Source organism: Mesoplasma corruscae, assembly GCF_002930145.1.
In the GTDB taxonomy this organism is placed as follows: domain Bacteria; phylum Bacillota_I; class Bacilli_A; order Mycoplasmatales; family Mycoplasmataceae; genus Entomoplasma; species Entomoplasma ellychniae.
In genome coordinates this window covers 345,683-362,186 of record NZ_PHNF01000001.1, presented here as the reverse complement: position 1 = coordinate 362,186, position 16,504 = coordinate 345,683, and the positions used below count along the sequence as shown (strand labels likewise).

The following is a 16,504-nucleotide window of genomic DNA, read 5'->3' as shown; positions in this document are numbered from 1 at the left end:
TTTTCCTCACTAATTGGTAATAATTTTATACTTTTATTTTTGAAAATATTTAATTTTTAGTTATTATTATTTACTTGATTATTTTTTTAAATAAATATTATTTAAATACTTCATATGTTTTATTGTGCAAAAAATAATTTTATAAAATTTTGTTTTTCTTTCAAAAAATAGTGTTTAATATATTGGATGAAGGGGGTAAGTTAATGTCAAATATATTAGTCTTATTAGAATCACCATCAAAAATAGATAAAATAAAGCATTTTTTAGAAGATAACTTTCCTGAAAATAATTATGAAGTCATGGCTAGTGGGGGGCACATCAACAAAATATCTGATTCTGGTCCTTGAGCACTTGGTATTGACTTTGAAACAGTAACTCCCAAATTTACTGTTGACAAATTAAAAAAGAAAAACGTTGCTGAAATTGTTAAAGCTGGTAAAAATGCAGACGAAATAATATTGGCATCTGATCCTGATAGAGAAGGTGAAGCAATTGCATGACATCTTTCTAACTTATTTATCAAAGATAAAAAAGTAATTAAAAGAGCAACATTTAATGAAATCACCGAAGCAGCTGTCGTTAAAGCATTCCGTGAAATGAGAGATATTGATCAAAATTTAGTTAACGCGCAACTTTCTAGACAAATGTTGGACAAAATTATTGGGTATTTGGTTTCAAATTCCTTACAAAAAGGTACTGGGTTATTAAGCGCTGGTCGTGTTCAAACTCCTGCACTTAATATTTTAGTTCAAAGAGATAAAATTATTAAAACCTTTAAAGAAATAATTTATAAAAAAATATTTGTTATTGATTCAAAAAGAAACATTAATTTAACATTACACCGAGATGATAACAACTTAATTGTCAATACAGAAAAAACTTATTTTGTTTCTGAAGAACAAGCCAACAACATTTTAAAAAATTTAAGCTCAAAATTTAAATGCGAGTCATATAAATCAAAACCTTTTGAAGTTAGAAGTTTTAAACCTTTTTCAACAGCTAGTTTACTTCAAGATGGATTTAGTAAGTTAAGAATGAGTGCTTCTCAAATCACTGTTGCTTCACAAAAACTATATGAAGCAGGTCTTATAACTTATATAAGAACTGACTCAAATAAGTTTTCAACAGAATTTACTGCTGAAGCAAAAGACTTTATTAATAAAAATTTTAAAAATGGCTTATTTAAAGATGCAGTTCCAGTTAAAACACAAGCAAATGCACAAGAAGCTCATGAGGCAATAAGACCAACAAATTTAGATCAAAGACCCGATAACATCGAGACAATAGTTGATGATAAGAATGCAGCAAGACTTTACAACTTAATTTGGTGAAATACCATCAAATCATTAATGAAAGGACCAAGTGGTTATTATCATAACTGAAGTTTTTGAAATAATGGGTATGAATTTAAACAATCTTGAAAAGAAACTTTAGATCAAGGTTATAATGGTTTAAAAGCTAACGATACTGATGAAAATATTGAATTAGACGAAAATGGTGATGAAATCCAAGAAATTGATATTGATAAACCTGCTTTTGAAATGAATTCAAACTTTTCAATAGACATATCAAAAGACTTAATAATTATGGAAGAAGCTAAAACTTCTCCTCCCAGAATGTTTAATCAAGCAAGTTTAATAAAAGAACTTAAAGAACTTGGAATTGGAAGACCTTCAACATATTCTCCAACTTTAACAAAGTTAAAAGAAAGAGAATATGCCATACCACATAGAGGAAAACCATTTGAAGTTACCGAAAAAGGATATGAAGCTGAAAGATTTTTATATGATAAATACCCAGAATTTTTTAACTTAAATTATACTGCTAATATGGAAGAAAAACTTGATGAAATTGCTGAAGGAAAATTCGATTATAAACATTGATTAAGTGATTTATACAAAGAATTATCAGAATCAGTAAAACAAGTTATTCAAAATTCTAAAACAAGTGATATACCTTGCCCAAGATGTGGTGAAGGCAGTCTTGTGTTTATTAAATCTAAATTTAATAGGGGTCGTGGGTGCTCAAATTTTACTGTAACTAAGTGTGGTTATAGAGAATACGAGCAACCAGATGGAACTTGAAAAGAATATGTTTCTGTTGTAAAAGAAGATAGCGTTGAAAAAAAAGAATTTAAAAATTCAAAAAAACGCAATAATGTTAAAGCAAAAAAATAAAATCTGTTGTCAGAGTGATAACAGATTTTATTTTTTTTAGGAATTTTCGAGCATAGCAATAAAATTTTCAACTAAAAGTGATTTTAAATCTTTTATACTTATTTCTTGATTATCAGTTTTAATTTTTATTAAATCTATTTGTTTTGTTTGACTAATAAAATAGGCATTAATTCTTAGGTATTTTAAAAACAATTTGAATTGTTTATAGTAATCATTTTTTAACTTAGAAGCTTTTAGTTTTTTTTGAAATCTTCTTTGTTGGAATTGAATTCGTCAATTGTGAAATGAAAATTTTTCATTTGCTTCATAATATAAAGTAAAGTTTTTGTATTCAGATGTTGTTTCATGCTTTTTAATTTCATTTTTAAAATATTCAATAATGTATTTTTTTGAATATAGCTTCAATAATTTTAACTTCTTATTAACTCGATAAATAAAAAAACTTATAAAAATTAGAGGCAATAAAAGAGAAATTGACATAGCTATAATATAGAATTTAAAGACGCTAGAATCACTTGGTATAAAAAATAAAAAACCAACATATGCTATAATTGATAATAAAATCGTTCAAAAATAAAAGGTTATTAATTTTTCCTTGTCTCCTTTTAAAATTATTGGAAAATTATCTAAATCAAATTTAGAACTAATGAAAGTTCCAACCAATTTATACTTAACTTTTAATTCTATGCTAATTGCTCAGTGCATCAAAGGAAATATAACTAATAATGCTAAAATGTATATCGCTACCAACATAATTGCTAATTCTATTAAATCTTTATTTGAAATCATAATAAACCTTACTTACTTGCATCTATTCAAGCAATAATTGTTGTAGCGGTAGTAATTAGTGCAAGAACTGCTGGAAAAGCTCAAGATAATGGAGTAACAGCAATAGTTAAAGTTATTAAAATAGTTGAACTAATTGCTAATATTTTTTTCATAATGTTTTCCTTTCTACAGTCAAACATTTATTTTAAATTTAGCAAAGTTTTGTTTTCCTGTATATGTAAATAATAGCACTTAGCCTTCAAAAAGATGCCATTTAGTATAAAAACAAATAAATGTTTCAAATAAAATGTTAAAAAATATAATCTACACTTCTGAAAAAGAGGGAGTAGATTATATGTTTTTTTATTTACTTTTTTTTGTTTTTTTTCTATTAAAGATTGAAAAATAAAGCATGCCTTGATGCATTTTTTCTGGTAATAGTAAATTTAATAATATTCCAGCAAATGCAGCAATGCCAATCCCAGGCAAACCAAATATAGAATCTCCAATAATACTTAGTACTATTCCAAGAACAAGAATAGTTGAAGTTACAAAAATGTTTTTCATATTCAAAAAATCTACATCACTTGTTGCTAGTATTCTAATTCCATTTATACTTATAAATCCAAACATAACCATTCCAATACCCCCCATCACAGGTGCTGGAATCATTGATATTGTTTGATTAACAGGTGCTATAAATGCTAAAATTATTGCTATAACAGCTGCAAATCCAGTAACTCAAACTGATGCAATTCTTGTTATACCTACAACCGCTGTGTTTTCTCCATAAGTTGTATTAGGTGGTCCACCAATAAATCCGTCAATAATGATTGAAACTCCATCAGCTATAAGTGTGCGGTGCAAACCAGGATCTTTAACAAAATCTTTATTTGTTATCATTCCAATGCTTATATGATCACCAATGTGTTCAGACATACCAACAATAGCTAATGGTGCAATTGCTATAATAGAAAGACCTATTTTTTTAACTGTAATATCTTTTCAAAATGGTTGAAATGAAGGGTATCATTCTCATTTTGAAACATCAGTTATTTTGGATGTGTCTATTAGACCTCAACTTGGTTTGGAAATGTGAATAATGATAGCTGTCAAAAAACCTACAGCAATACCGATTATTACTGGAATTATTTTTGATATCCCTTTTGCTTTAATTGTTATTATAACAATAGCTATAAACGTTATAAAAGCTATTAAAAACGCAATTCATTGAGGATAATTAACATTTCCAACCTCAGACCAATCTTTACCAGTAATTCCTGAATTCACTAGTGATGCTGGAGCCGCACTCAATCCTATTATTACAATTAGTGGCCCAACAACAATTGGGGGAAATATTTTTTTAACAAATCCACTTCCTAAGAAATAAATTGTTATGCCAAACAATATATATATTAAACCCACAAACATTATAGCAAAAAATACTGAGTTACCATAATTTTTATATGATGTACCAACAGCAATCATATAAGCAAAAGAGCTACCTAAGTAAACTGGTACTTTTGCTTTTGTTAAAGCTATATATATTAAAGTACCTAACCCTGATGCAAACAAAGCCATTGATGGATTCATTAATTGAAAATTACCCGATGGACAAATTGTACTATTTATTATCATAGGAACTAATACATTTGAACCAAACATAGCAAATACGTGTTGTAATGACAAAATTGTTCATTGCAGTTTTGATCTTGGTTTTTCATGAACATCAAGTGCTAAAGCAACTTTATCTTTATCTAAAATAGTTTCCATTGTTTTTCTCCTTTTATATTTTTTCAAAAAAAATAGTCACCAAACAATGGTGACTATGAAAGAATGAAAAAAATTATTTGTGATATCGGTAAATGAACAGTTTTAATAAATAAACTTTTCATAATAACCTCCTAATCACTTAAGAAATATAATAACATTTTAAAAATGCTTTGTGTTAAACACCAGTAGAATTTAATGTTTTTTGAATCTCACGATATTTAGGTGAATATTGTTCTACAAAGTTTCAAAACTCTTTTGAGTGATTTGCGTGAAGAATATGTGCAAGTTCGTGAATAATTACATAACTTATATGTTCATCATCAAAATGTAATAACTTTGTATTATAAGAAATTTTTGATTCTTTTGGTAAACAATAACCTCACTTAGCTTTCATAAGTTTAACAGATACATTTTTAAATGGAATATTCATTTTAACACTTCAATCTATTGTTCTACTTATAAATCAATTTTTAAACTCTTTTCCTATCAAGCTATAAATTTTTTTAATTTGAACTTCTTGGTCATAATAATTTTTAATTTTAATTGTTTTATCAACTATTTTTGCTCTAGTAATTTCTTCATTTATTTCAATGTGGTATTTTTCTCCCATAATTTTAATCCATGGTTGTGATGCATTTAAATCATAAACAGAAGTAACAATGTGGTTACTTTGAACAGATAATATTTTTGTAATGTTTTTGTAAAGTATTCTTTCTATTTCTCATAGTTCAGCAAAGTGGGGCGCACTCACTTTTATTTCACCAGCAACAACTTTTAAAATAATGTGTTTTTGGTCTTTGTAACTCAATGTATATTTTATATCATGTCCTTGATATAAAAGATTTTTAAAGGTTTTGTAATTAGACATTAAATTTAAAGAAGCATACATCACCATCTTGCATGATATAACTTTTTCCTTCTAATCGCATTTTTCCAGATTCTTTGACTTTTTTTTCATCTCCACATACCATTAAATCTTCAACATTATATATGTCAGCTTTAATAAAACCTTTTTCGAAATCTGTGTGAATTACCCCAGCACATTGAGGTGCTGTTCACCCTTTTTTAAATTGCCAACTTCTTGCTTCTTGAGGTCCAGCTGTAAAATAAGTTTGCAAGCCAAGAGCATCATATGCGGCTTTAATAAGTTGTTCTAAACCTGAGAACTCAACACCTAAATCAGATAGGAATTCTTTTTTTTCTTCTTCAGATGCATCTGAAAGATCTTCTTCAATCTTCGCACAAATTTTAACAACTGACGAATTAGTTTGTTTTGCAAATTCTTTCACTTTAAGAACATACTCATTATCAAATGACAACTCATTATCATTTACATTACATAAATATATAAAAGTTTTTGCTGTCAAAAACTGAAAATGTGAAAATATTTTTCTTTCTTCTTCGTTAAGTTCTAATGTATTTAAAAGTTTATTACTTTGAAGACAATCTTCAGCTTTTTTTAATAATTCTAATTCGGCATTCAAAACTTTATCCCCACCCCTTACTTTGGGTGTAATTCTTTCAATTCTTTTTTTAATAGAAGCTTCATCAGAAAGCATTAATTCTAAATTAATAATTTCAATATCTCTAATTGGATCAACATTTCCTTCAACATGAGTAATATCCTTATTATCAAAACATCTAACTACTTCACAAATCGCATCAGTTTCTCTAATGTTTGCTAGAAATGCATTTCCTAAACCTTCCCCTTTAGAAGCCCCAGCAATTAAACCAGCTATATCAACAAATTCAATGGTTGTTGATATTTTTTTCTTTGATGAAAATATTTTATAAATGTTTTCAAGTCTTAAATCAGGCACTTCAACAACACCTACATTTGGTTCAATTGTTGCAAAAGGATAATTAGCTGCTTCAACTCTTGAATTTGTGATTGCATTAAATAATGTTGATTTACCTACATTTGGTAAACCTACTATACCAACTTTTAAACTCATTTTAATTCTCCTTCTTTTCTATATATTTAATTGTTTTATCCATAGTTGGCCTATCCAACTCTATAAAAAGATTATATATTTCAAAGCTTTGAAATTTATAATTGGCTCCAATTTTAATTAACTTTCACTTTGTTGTTTTACTTGGGTGAGATTTTTTTAAAATGACATAATCACCAATTTCTAAATCCTTATGCATTGTTTTTTGTGCTTTCTTTTACTATTTTTGCATATTCTCTTGGGTATATTTCAGGAGTTTCTTTCACTTTTGTAAAAAACACATTAATTCTTTTACCTATTTCACTGTGATAAAAATGTGAAACATCATCTAATTTTAAATTTAATTTTGGTGCTAATTTAACTTGAGAAGCAAGTTCTTGTTCACCTCTTGGCCCCTTTAGAAGTATTATTTTGCCATTTTTTTTAGCAAATCTAACACTTAACTCAAGAATTACATCAAGATATGCTACAGCTCTAGAAATAACAATATCGTATTCTTCATTTTCAATTCGTGATAATGCTTCTGCTCTTTCGTGAACTGCTCATATATTCACTAACTTTAAATCATTAATAACTTTATTTAAAAAACTGATTTTTTTATTATTTGAATCTAATAGTGTTATTTTTGTATTTGGGAAAATTATTTTTAATACTATTCCAGGAAAGCCAGCTCCAGAACCAATATCTATAATTTTTTGGTCATTCAATTTAATATTTTGGGTAAACACTAAACAATCTAAAAAATGTTTATAAAATACTTCTTCAAAATTAATAACTCTTGTTAAATTATGTTTTTTATTTTCTTGTTTTAGTATTTCATAAAAATTAAGCAATTGTTCTTGTTGGCTACTATTAATATCAATATTAAGTATCGATTTAAAAACTGATCAATTTATTGGCATTAGTCTCCTTTGATTTAATAAACAATTTATCTTAAAAAAGTTGTGGTTTTGCTTTTATAAAGTAAGTAACTCCACTAATTAAACTAAATGCAGTTGCTATATACATCGGAATTAAAATAACTTGTTTAATTATTATATCTTTTGTTTCAATCTCATTTGTTTCAATACCTTGAAAATTTACAAAGTATGCTAGAAAAAACAATATTGATAAGCCAACCATCTGAAATACAGTTTTTAATTTACCTAATATGCCTGCAGATAATGTTATTTGTTTAGAACTCAAAATCATTCTTATAAAATCAACAACAGTATCTCTTAATATTAAAATTAATGTTATTCAAAAAGGGATTAACCCTAAAGGAATAAATAAAATTAATGTTGCATTAATTAGTACTTTATCTGCAATTGGGTCAAAAAATTTTCCAAAGTCAGAAACATAACTATATTTTCTTGCTATGTATCCGTCTAAAAAATCAGTGACACTGGCTGCTATAAACACAATTCCAGCAGCTAGTAAAAGGGGGTTAATGTTGAATGAGCCACCACTTTTTACATCTTTTTTGAAGATTATTAAAATTGCTAATAAAATAATTACAACTAATCCTAAAAAAATTCTTAACATAGTTAAAAAATTTGGTATATTACTTTTTTTAAACATATTTGCTCCTAATTTTCTCAGTTGTTAACTTTCATGTTTTTGTCAACCAAGTCTTCAAAACTATTTTTAAAAGGTTTGATTTTGAAAATTTTTTCTTGCACTAATCACATTATAACAACAAATAAGATTGAAGTTATAAATATCATTGTGAATACTAGACCACCAGACTCAACTCAATTAGTCTTAAGCTCTCGAGATTTTATTAAATCCGGAACAAGAAAAACAAGTAATCCAAAAATATCAACAATTGTAAAAGCAATTAAACTTATTATAGAACATGGTCAAAATCCTTTTTGTTTTTCTAAATCAATTTTTTTAGTAAATCTATTTACCATCGCAGCAACTATTAAAGATGTTAAAAGCCAAAATTGAAGAACTACAGCAACTGAAGCCATTTGTCCAATATAAGTCATAGCTAGAGAATTATTTGCAGTTTTGCTTGTTATTCCTTGGTAATCCCCATTACTGACCAAAACAGCGCAGATTACAAGTGCTGCAAAGAACAAATATGAAACAGTTGATTGAAATATAGCTGCGAATTTAATTTTATTTTTAACATTTGGCATATAAACTAATTTCATATTATGATCAGATACCATGCTTGTTATTCCAAAATGAGTAAACATATTAACATTTAATAAATAAATTGTTGTCATTATCCCTAAAGTAATAACTGTAGCAACTTTTGTTGCTACGCTATCTTTTTTTGGTTCTCCCAATGAAATTACTCTAATTAAAACAGATTGTATACTTCCATCACCACCCATAAAAAGTGATATTGCCATTAAAAAGTAAAAAATTGAAATAAAAATTAAACCCATGATTATTGCTTTTCCAACTACCTCTTTATTTTTAATATTTTTTTGTTTATTAGCTGCAAATGTATATCCATCAAATGAGAATAAAATTGCTCCAAAACCAGCAAACATATTTCATGTTGTTGCATCACCAGTAGAATTTAAATTTCAATTATTTTTGCTAAAAATCGCTAGAATAAAACCAGCAAAAAAAGCTACTATAAGTGGTATGTATCTTATTAGTAAGCTTCAAAGTTGAAGTGATTTTGAAAACTTACTTGCTTTCAAATTTAATATAACACCCATGATATATAGACTTACACCAATTATCAAAAATATTAATAATAATTGATATGGCAGTAATTTAGCTCCCACCATTTCTAAAAAATATGTTATCGTTGCTGCTACAAATATTGCTTGATATGAAGGCATATATATAAATATATAAAATATTGAATACAAAGATGCAACTTTTCTACTTATAAAAATTCTAGATCAATTACTTGTTGTTCCGTTTCCACCATCTATAGTAGATCTAGCAATTTCTATAAATGTTACAAATGATATAACACAAATAAAACCTATTACTAGTCATAAAATAACTGATATTAATGGGTTTTTTGTCTGTTCTATTAATTCTTTATTTTTAAGGTAAATACCACTCCCTACGCAAATTCCTATTATTAATAAGAATAAACTTCAAAATTCATAACATTTAGAATTTTTGTCAACTTTTTTAAACATTTTTTTCTCTTCTCTATAATAATTACCATAAAATAAAAAGCCTTATTGGGGCTTTTTATTTATTCAAGATTTATCTAAAAATTATTTTGAAAGTTCTTGTTTAACTTTGTGCATATAAACAATTATTTCTTTTTTAGTCATGTCGCGCAAGTTAATATCACTTAAACTTTTTTTTAAGTTTTTTTCAGTTGCAATTTTTCTAATTGAATTTGCATGTTTTTGTAATTCAGATCTGGTTTCTTCAATTGAATCAGATCCATCTAATTTAGCTCTTTCTTGTGTTGACATTTTTGAATTTAATTGACTAGGTTTTTTTTCTTTTAAATTTTTTTCATATTTTTTTAGTAACTCTTCTGCTGATTGTTGATTTTTTTCAACTTTAGGTTTAGATGTTGATTTTGTTTTTTCTTCAATTGTAAAATCATTAACTTTTTCATCAACTATAGTTTTATCCATTTCAACTTGTTTATTTACAAAATATAAACCTGTTCAAGTTTGTTTTGTCATTTCATCTTTAAGGTGTTTTGCTGCTTTAAACTTAATTGTGTTTGACGCTTCTATATCAAGCTGTTGTCCTGTTAAAGGATTAATTCCTTGTCTTGCATCTTTATGTTGAGAAATAAACTTTCCGAAATTGTTAATAATAACTTCTTCTCTTAAGTTTATTTTATCTCCAATAATTTTAAAAATTACTTCAATAGTATTTTTCATATATGATTTTTTCTCATTAGGGAAAACTTCATATAGTTTTTTTAAAATATCTGCTTTTGAAACTTGTTCATAATGTTTTTTTGTAACTTGAACTGTTTCAAAAGATGTTTTAGCTGATGAATTTGAAATTGGTTTAACATTAGCTTCTTTTGTTAATTTTTCAGACTTTATTTTTGCTGGTTTAGCAAAAACTTTTTTTTCAACTTTTTGTTGTCTTGGATTAGCTATAAGTGTATCTTCTTGTTTAACTTCTTGAACAATAACTGGTTTTTCAACTTTTTGTTTTTTTGTCTTTAGTTTAACTGGTTTTTCTTCAACTAAAGGTTCTTGTTTAACTTCTTGAACAATAACTGGTTTTTCAACTTTTTGTTTAACTTCAATTAATTCAAAATCCTCATCTTTTTCACTAATGATTCTGTTAAATCTATTTTCCCTTCTAATTGAGAAAAATATTAATTGAATGTACAAAATTAAAAACAAAACTGTTGCTCAATTTAAAATCATATCAAACAATACTGGTAATGCAACCTCAGTACCAAATACTGATTTGAATTGTATAAAAGATTTAAAACCAATTGGTCCTACAATTGATTGCAATATGTTAAAACCATTAAATCATTTTTCATTAGTTCCTATGATTAGTTGATTGATTTTTTCTAATCATTCTTGATTTCCTAAGGTAAGTTGATTAGTTACTTTAAAAACTATGATAATTAAAATTATAACTATTAATTGAAAGAATAAACTTCATGAGTTCTTGTGTTTTTGATTACTTTTTACGAATGACATATGTGTCTCCTTTTGTATTATATTATAAAATATAAACTTATAAATGTGTTAGTTTGAATAGTTATTTTTTAAGTAAAATAGCAACATTTGTATATCTGAAGGGTTAACACCAGTAATTCTTGATGCTTGACCTATATTTATGGGTTTTACTTTTATTAATTTTTGCCTAGCCTCTGTTGCTAGATTTTCAACTAATTCATACTTAACATCATCAGGAATTTGCTTTTTTTCTAGCTTTATTAATCTTTCAACGACTTTTTTTTCTGTGTTAATATATCCTTCAAATCTTGTTTCTATAACAAGCGATTGAAGTTGTAATTCACTTAATTTTTTAAGTGAATCAAAATATGGCACTAATTCTTTTACGTTAACTGTTGGTATTTTAACTAGTTCTAATCCACTATATCCATGATTAATATTTGCTTGATTTAACTCTCCAAGTCTAATTGATAAATCTGATTTGGGTGTAAATCTCGTTGCTGTTAAGTCATCAATTGCAGCTTTTATTTGTTTTTCAAATATCAAAAAATTATTATATTCATCATCATTGATTAACCCAATATCATGCCCAATTTTTTTAAGTCTGTTTTCAGCATTATCATTTCTTAATAATAATCTATGCTCAGCTCTACTGGTTAATAATCTGTATGGTTCTCAAACACCCTTATTAATTAAATCATCTATCATAACCCCAATGTAGGCTTGATCTCTTCTTAAAATCAAAGGATCGCTTTTATTAATTTTTCTAACTGCATTAATACCAGCCATTAATCCTTGCCCTGCCGCTTCTTCATACCCACTTGTTCCATTTATTTGCCCAGCGGTGAAAAGATTTGAAATGTTTTTTAGTTCTAATGATGGTTTTAGTTGCATAGGGTTTATGCAATCATACTCGATAGCATAAGCTCAGCTTTTAACTTCAGCTTTTTCAAAACCAGGTAAAGATCTAATCATTAATAATTGAACATCAATTGGCATTGATGTTGAAAATCCTTGAATATATCAAGCATCACCCAATTTTGATTCTGGTTCAATAAAAATTTGATGGGTTTCTTTAGTTGAAAACCTTACTATCTTATCTTCAAAACTCGGGCAATATCTTGGACCAATAGATTCTATAGCACCCGAATACATAGCTGACCTGTGAAGATTGTCTTCTATTATTTTTTTTGTTTCTTTAGTTGAATGAATTAAATAACATAATTCTTGGTCTTCGATTTTTGTAAAATTTTTAGTTGAAAAGCTAAATGCTAGTTCTTTTGATGTCCCCGGTTCTTTTTGTGCTTTTGATACATCTACAGAATTTTTATAAACTCTTGCAGGTGTTCCTGTTTTAAATCTAAACAACTCAATATCATGAGCTTTCAAAGTTTCTGAAATGCCATTAGTAGTAATTTCATCATTTGGTCCAGAAGAATATTTATCTTCCCCTTTTAATATTTCTGATTTTAAATATGTTCCTGTTGTTAAAATAACAACTTCAGCTTCAATTAATTTTCTATTTGTTAAATAAACCCCTTTTACGGTGTTATCTTCAATTTTTAAATCAATAACAACTTCAGATATTAAATCAAGATTTTCTTGGTTCTTAATAATTTTTAACATATATTTAGAATATTCATCTTTATCAGATTGCACTCTTATTGCTCAAACACCAGGTCCTCTTGATGAATTAAGTAACTTAGTTTGAAGGGCTGTTGCATCTGCTGCTTTAGCCATCTCACCACCAAGAGCATCAATTTCTCGAACTACTATTCCTTTTGCAGGTCCACCAACACTTGGATTACATGGCATTGCTGCTATTTTATTTTCGTAAAGATTGATTAAAGCTGTTTTTTTATTTAGTCGTGCGCAAGCTAATGCTGCTTCAACACCTGCATGCCCACCACCAACAACAATAATGTCATATTTATTTTCCATAGCATTAATACCTTTCTAATTTGTATTTATATTTTACACTTTTTATTAAATAAAAATAAAAAAATATCTAACCGTGTGGTTAAGATATTTTTGTTTTTATTCAGCATCTTCTTTAGATTCTTCAGCTTTAATTTCCAAAACAGGTTCTTCAGGAGTAAGTTTTGCTTTTTGCTCAACAACTTCTGGAGGTAATTTTTTATTTTTGTGAATGTAATCAATTTGTTCTGCAGTTATTGTTTCAAGAACTCTTAATGATTCAGCAAGTAATTCTAAAGTATCCATGTTTTCTTTGATAACTTTTAAAGATATTATGTATGACTCTTCTAAAATTTTAGAAATTTCAGCATCAATTCTAGCCGCAGTTTCATCTGAATATGTTCCTTCAATCTTACCATATGACTCTTCAGCCATTGTTAAGAATTTAGTCATACCCAATGAAGACATACCAAATTGAACAACCATTCTTCTTGCAATGTTTGTAGCTTTATCTAAATCATCATGAGCACCTGTTGTTACATTGTCTTTACCAAACTTAATTTCTTCAGCAGCGCGACCACCAAGATACCCAGCAATATTTGCTAATAAATCTTTTTTAGATGAAAATACTGTTTCATCTTTTGGTGTCATAATTGTATACCCACCAGCATTACCACGTGGAATGATAGTTACCTTTTGCACCTTAGATGCACTATCTAATTTTAAACCAATTAATGCATGCCCAGATTCGTGATAAGAAACAATATCTTTATCAAGTTTTGTCATGGCTCTTGATTTTTTAGCCGGTCCACCAACTACACGATCAATGGCTTCATCAATTTCAACAATACTAATAATGTTTTTGTTTTCTCTAACCATTAATATTGCTGCTTCATTTAAAACGTTTTCAAGTTGTGCCCCAGAAAACCCAGGAGTTCTTTCAGCAACTCTATATCAATCAACTGTTTTGTCAATTTTTTTGCCTTTTGCATGCAATTCTAAAATAGATTTACGTTCTTTAATATCTGGTAAAGTAACTTGAATAACTCTATCAAAACGACCTGGCCTTAATAATGCTGGATCTAATACGTCTGCACGGTTTGTTGCAGCCATAACAATAATACCTGAGTTAGTTCCAAAACCATCCATTTCAACTAATAGTTGGTTAAGAGTTTGTTCACTTCCAGCACCACCGATATTTCCATTTCTTTTTCTACCAACAGCATCAATTTCATCAATAAAAATAATGGCAGGTGCGGTTTTTTTTGCATCACTAAACATTTCACGAACACGACTTGCTCCAACTCCAACAAACATTTCTTCAAATTCTGAACCAGCTATTGAAAAGAAGGAAACTCCAGCTTCACCAGCAACAGCTTTAGCTAAAAGTGTTTTACCAGTTCCTGGTGGACCTTCCATAAGAACACCTTTTGGGGCTCTTGCTCCAGCTTCTTCATATTTTGTTGGATTTTTTAAGTAATCAACTAATTCAATTAACTCGGATTTTTCTTCTTCTATTCCAGCAACATCTGAAAATTTAACTAATGATTTTTCAGCACGAGCTCTGTTTTTTCCCATACCAAATATACCACCCGATGCAGAACCTGCTCCAGCAGAGCTTTTCATCATAAAGTAAATTAAACTACCATAAACAACTATCATTAATAACATTGGCAATAATGAAGATAACAATGCTACTCAAGTTTGTCCTGTGTATTGCAAAGCCTCTCATATTTTACCAACAGTAACAGTTGTTCCGGCATCAGTTTCTATTTCTAATGAAATGTTACTTGTTTGTATATATGCTTTAAATTTAACATATCTAGCAACACCATCTTCTCCTGTTATTTGATGAAGACCAGTAACAATTGAAGTATTGTATGCATTATTATAAACAATAACATTTGCTCAAACTGGGTTATCTTTAGGGTTAGGCGTTGGAGCAGAAGCTATGATTCATTTTTCTAATTGCGCTCAATTTATTTTTTCTGTTGTTCCTTCACTTGAAACAGCCACTATTGCAGATATTATTAATATTGCTGCGATAATTATAATTCATGCTCACAGTGTTGATTTTGATTTTTTGTTAGTCATTAGAACTTCCTTTCGGTTTTCGTTAAATATATAATAACATTTTTATAACATATAACTACTTAATTTTATTTAAGATTTTGTAATCTTTTGTACTAAAAACAACTGCTTTTGCTATTCTGTTGTAATTATTAATTTTTTTATCAATAAAAAATCTATTTGTTTTTTTATTTCCAACTTTAGTTCTTGTCTTATAGTAATTATAATCGTTTGTAACAACATATGGAAACAACAAACCATCTCTTTTTATCACACCTACAATTTCTTTATAGTTTATAAAAAAAAATATTTTTTTAAAATCTTCTTCACTATTTATTTTAACTGTTTTTTTTGTTTTTAAATTTTTGTTTATTATTTTTAATTTATTATAGTCTTTAAAAATAATAAAATTTTCTATTTGTATTTCTCAAAAAGCTTTATTTGATAATTTTATTTTTTTAGCAATTTCATTTAAAGTTTTGTTTGATCTATTGTATATTAAAAAATCTTTTTTTATTCTTTTTAATCACTCAAAAATACATCTTTGAATAAAATCTAATTCGCTTGTTTGTAAATTTTGATTTAAGTTGAGACTTTCTTTGTCAATATTACTTTTAATAAATGAATCAACTTTATTCATAATTTTATTTAGTTCTAAATTTTTAAAATTAATTTCATTTACAATTAATTCAAAATCGTTTTCATTTAAAGATTTTCTAATTTTGTTTCTTTTGAATTTTTCATCATTATTTGTATCATCTAAAGCATACTTGATTTTATTTTCATTCAAAAATTTTAGTATTTCACTTTTTTTTATATTTAATAAAGGTCTATATACATCAAGAATTTTATTTTTTGATATTTTTTTTATTCCAAAAAATGAAACAAGATTGTTTCTTTGTTTTTGCATTATAAATGTTTCTATTGAATCATTTAAATTGTGACCCAACAACAAATTTTCAAAATTATTTTCTTTTGCTATTTTTAAAAAAAAGTTATACCTTACTTCTCTTGCTCAAGATTCAAAATTGCTATTTAACTTTTTGTAATCTTGATCTACGTTTAAAACTTTTAACTTTAAATCATTTATAGCACAGTAGTCTTCTACAATTTTTTGATCATAATTTGATTCTTTACGATAATGATAATTAACGTGACAAACTATTACATTTTTTATTTGTTCTTTTTTTAAAAATTCTAAAAGATACATGCTATCAGGGCCACCAGAAACACCAATAATATATTTTTTATTTTTATCTAATTTCAT

The 16,504-nt window shown here is 27.2% G+C and carries 14 protein-coding genes; 1 reads left to right on the top strand and 13 read right to left on the bottom strand.

Annotated features, from left to right (window positions below):
• Positions 1-203 precede the first annotated feature (203 nt).
• Positions 204-2,177 carry a type IA DNA topoisomerase gene (locus MCORR_RS01685; protein ID WP_104207863.1) on the top strand — a complete coding sequence of 658 codons (1,974 nt, stop codon included), beginning with the start codon at positions 204-206 and terminating at the stop codon, positions 2,175-2,177.
• A gap of 36 nt (positions 2,178-2,213) precedes the next feature.
• On the opposite strand, the gene MCORR_RS01680 is transcribed toward MCORR_RS01685, so the two are convergent.
• From MCORR_RS01680 to tilS, 13 genes are all read right to left on the bottom strand, one after another.
• On the bottom strand, positions 2,214-2,966 hold the full coding sequence (locus MCORR_RS01680; protein WP_104207862.1) for a hypothetical protein: 753 nt from the start codon (positions 2,964-2,966) through the stop codon (positions 2,214-2,216).
• An 8-nt stretch (positions 2,967-2,974) separates the two neighbouring features.
• Positions 2,975-3,118, bottom strand: coding sequence for a hypothetical protein (locus tag MCORR_RS03760; protein ID WP_181021203.1), 144 nt, complete (start codon positions 3,116-3,118; stop codon positions 2,975-2,977).
• Between the two features lie 190 nt (positions 3,119-3,308).
• On the bottom strand, positions 3,309-4,718 hold the full coding sequence (locus tag MCORR_RS01675; RefSeq protein WP_104207861.1) for a uracil-xanthine permease family protein: 1,410 nt from the start codon (positions 4,716-4,718) through the stop codon (positions 3,309-3,311).
• A gap of 175 nt (positions 4,719-4,893) precedes the next feature.
• The gene (locus tag MCORR_RS01670) at positions 4,894-5,607 is read right to left on the bottom strand and encodes a YgjP family zinc-dependent metalloprotease (RefSeq protein WP_245851763.1); all 714 of its coding nucleotides are present in this window, start codon (positions 5,605-5,607) and stop codon (positions 4,894-4,896) included.
• Complete coding sequence (gene ychF / locus MCORR_RS01665; RefSeq protein WP_104207860.1) at positions 5,579-6,673, bottom strand: redox-regulated ATPase YchF; 1,095 nt, start codon at positions 6,671-6,673, stop codon at positions 5,579-5,581. Before ychF ends, MCORR_RS01670 begins: the two co-directional genes overlap by 29 nt.
• 1 nt (position 6,674) lies before the next feature.
• Positions 6,675-6,869 carry a DUF951 family protein gene (locus MCORR_RS03995; protein ID WP_104207859.1) on the bottom strand — a complete coding sequence of 65 codons (195 nt, stop codon included), beginning with the start codon at positions 6,867-6,869 and terminating at the stop codon, positions 6,675-6,677.
• Positions 6,862-7,572, bottom strand: a complete 711-nt coding sequence (gene rsmG, locus MCORR_RS01655; RefSeq protein WP_104207858.1) for a 16S rRNA (guanine(527)-N(7))-methyltransferase RsmG — start codon at positions 7,570-7,572, stop codon at positions 6,862-6,864. The genes MCORR_RS03995 and rsmG overlap by 8 nt, the downstream gene beginning before the upstream one ends.
• 31 nt (positions 7,573-7,603) lie before the next feature.
• Complete coding sequence (gene pgsA, locus MCORR_RS01650) at positions 7,604-8,230, bottom strand: CDP-diacylglycerol--glycerol-3-phosphate 3-phosphatidyltransferase (protein ID WP_104207857.1); 627 nt, start codon at positions 8,228-8,230, stop codon at positions 7,604-7,606.
• 8 nt (positions 8,231-8,238) lie between these two features.
• A complete protein-coding gene (locus tag MCORR_RS01645) occupies positions 8,239-9,771 on the bottom strand; it encodes an APC family permease (protein ID WP_104207856.1) in 1,533 nt (510 codons plus the stop codon).
• A gap of 81 nt (positions 9,772-9,852) precedes the next feature.
• Entirely contained in the window at positions 9,853-11,271 is a 1,419-nt protein-coding gene (locus tag MCORR_RS01640; protein ID WP_104207855.1) for an HU family DNA-binding protein, read from the bottom strand.
• A gap of 48 nt (positions 11,272-11,319) precedes the next feature.
• Positions 11,320-13,191 carry a tRNA uridine-5-carboxymethylaminomethyl(34) synthesis enzyme MnmG gene (gene mnmG, locus MCORR_RS01635; protein WP_104207854.1) on the bottom strand — a complete coding sequence of 624 codons (1,872 nt, stop codon included), beginning with the start codon at positions 13,189-13,191 and terminating at the stop codon, positions 11,320-11,322.
• Between the two features lie 96 nt (positions 13,192-13,287).
• Positions 13,288-15,261 carry an ATP-dependent zinc metalloprotease FtsH gene (gene ftsH / locus MCORR_RS01630; protein ID WP_104207853.1) on the bottom strand — a complete coding sequence of 658 codons (1,974 nt, stop codon included), beginning with the start codon at positions 15,259-15,261 and terminating at the stop codon, positions 13,288-13,290.
• Between the two features lie 55 nt (positions 15,262-15,316).
• Entirely contained in the window at positions 15,317-16,504 is a 1,188-nt protein-coding gene (gene tilS, locus MCORR_RS01625; RefSeq protein WP_104207852.1) for a tRNA lysidine(34) synthetase TilS, read from the bottom strand.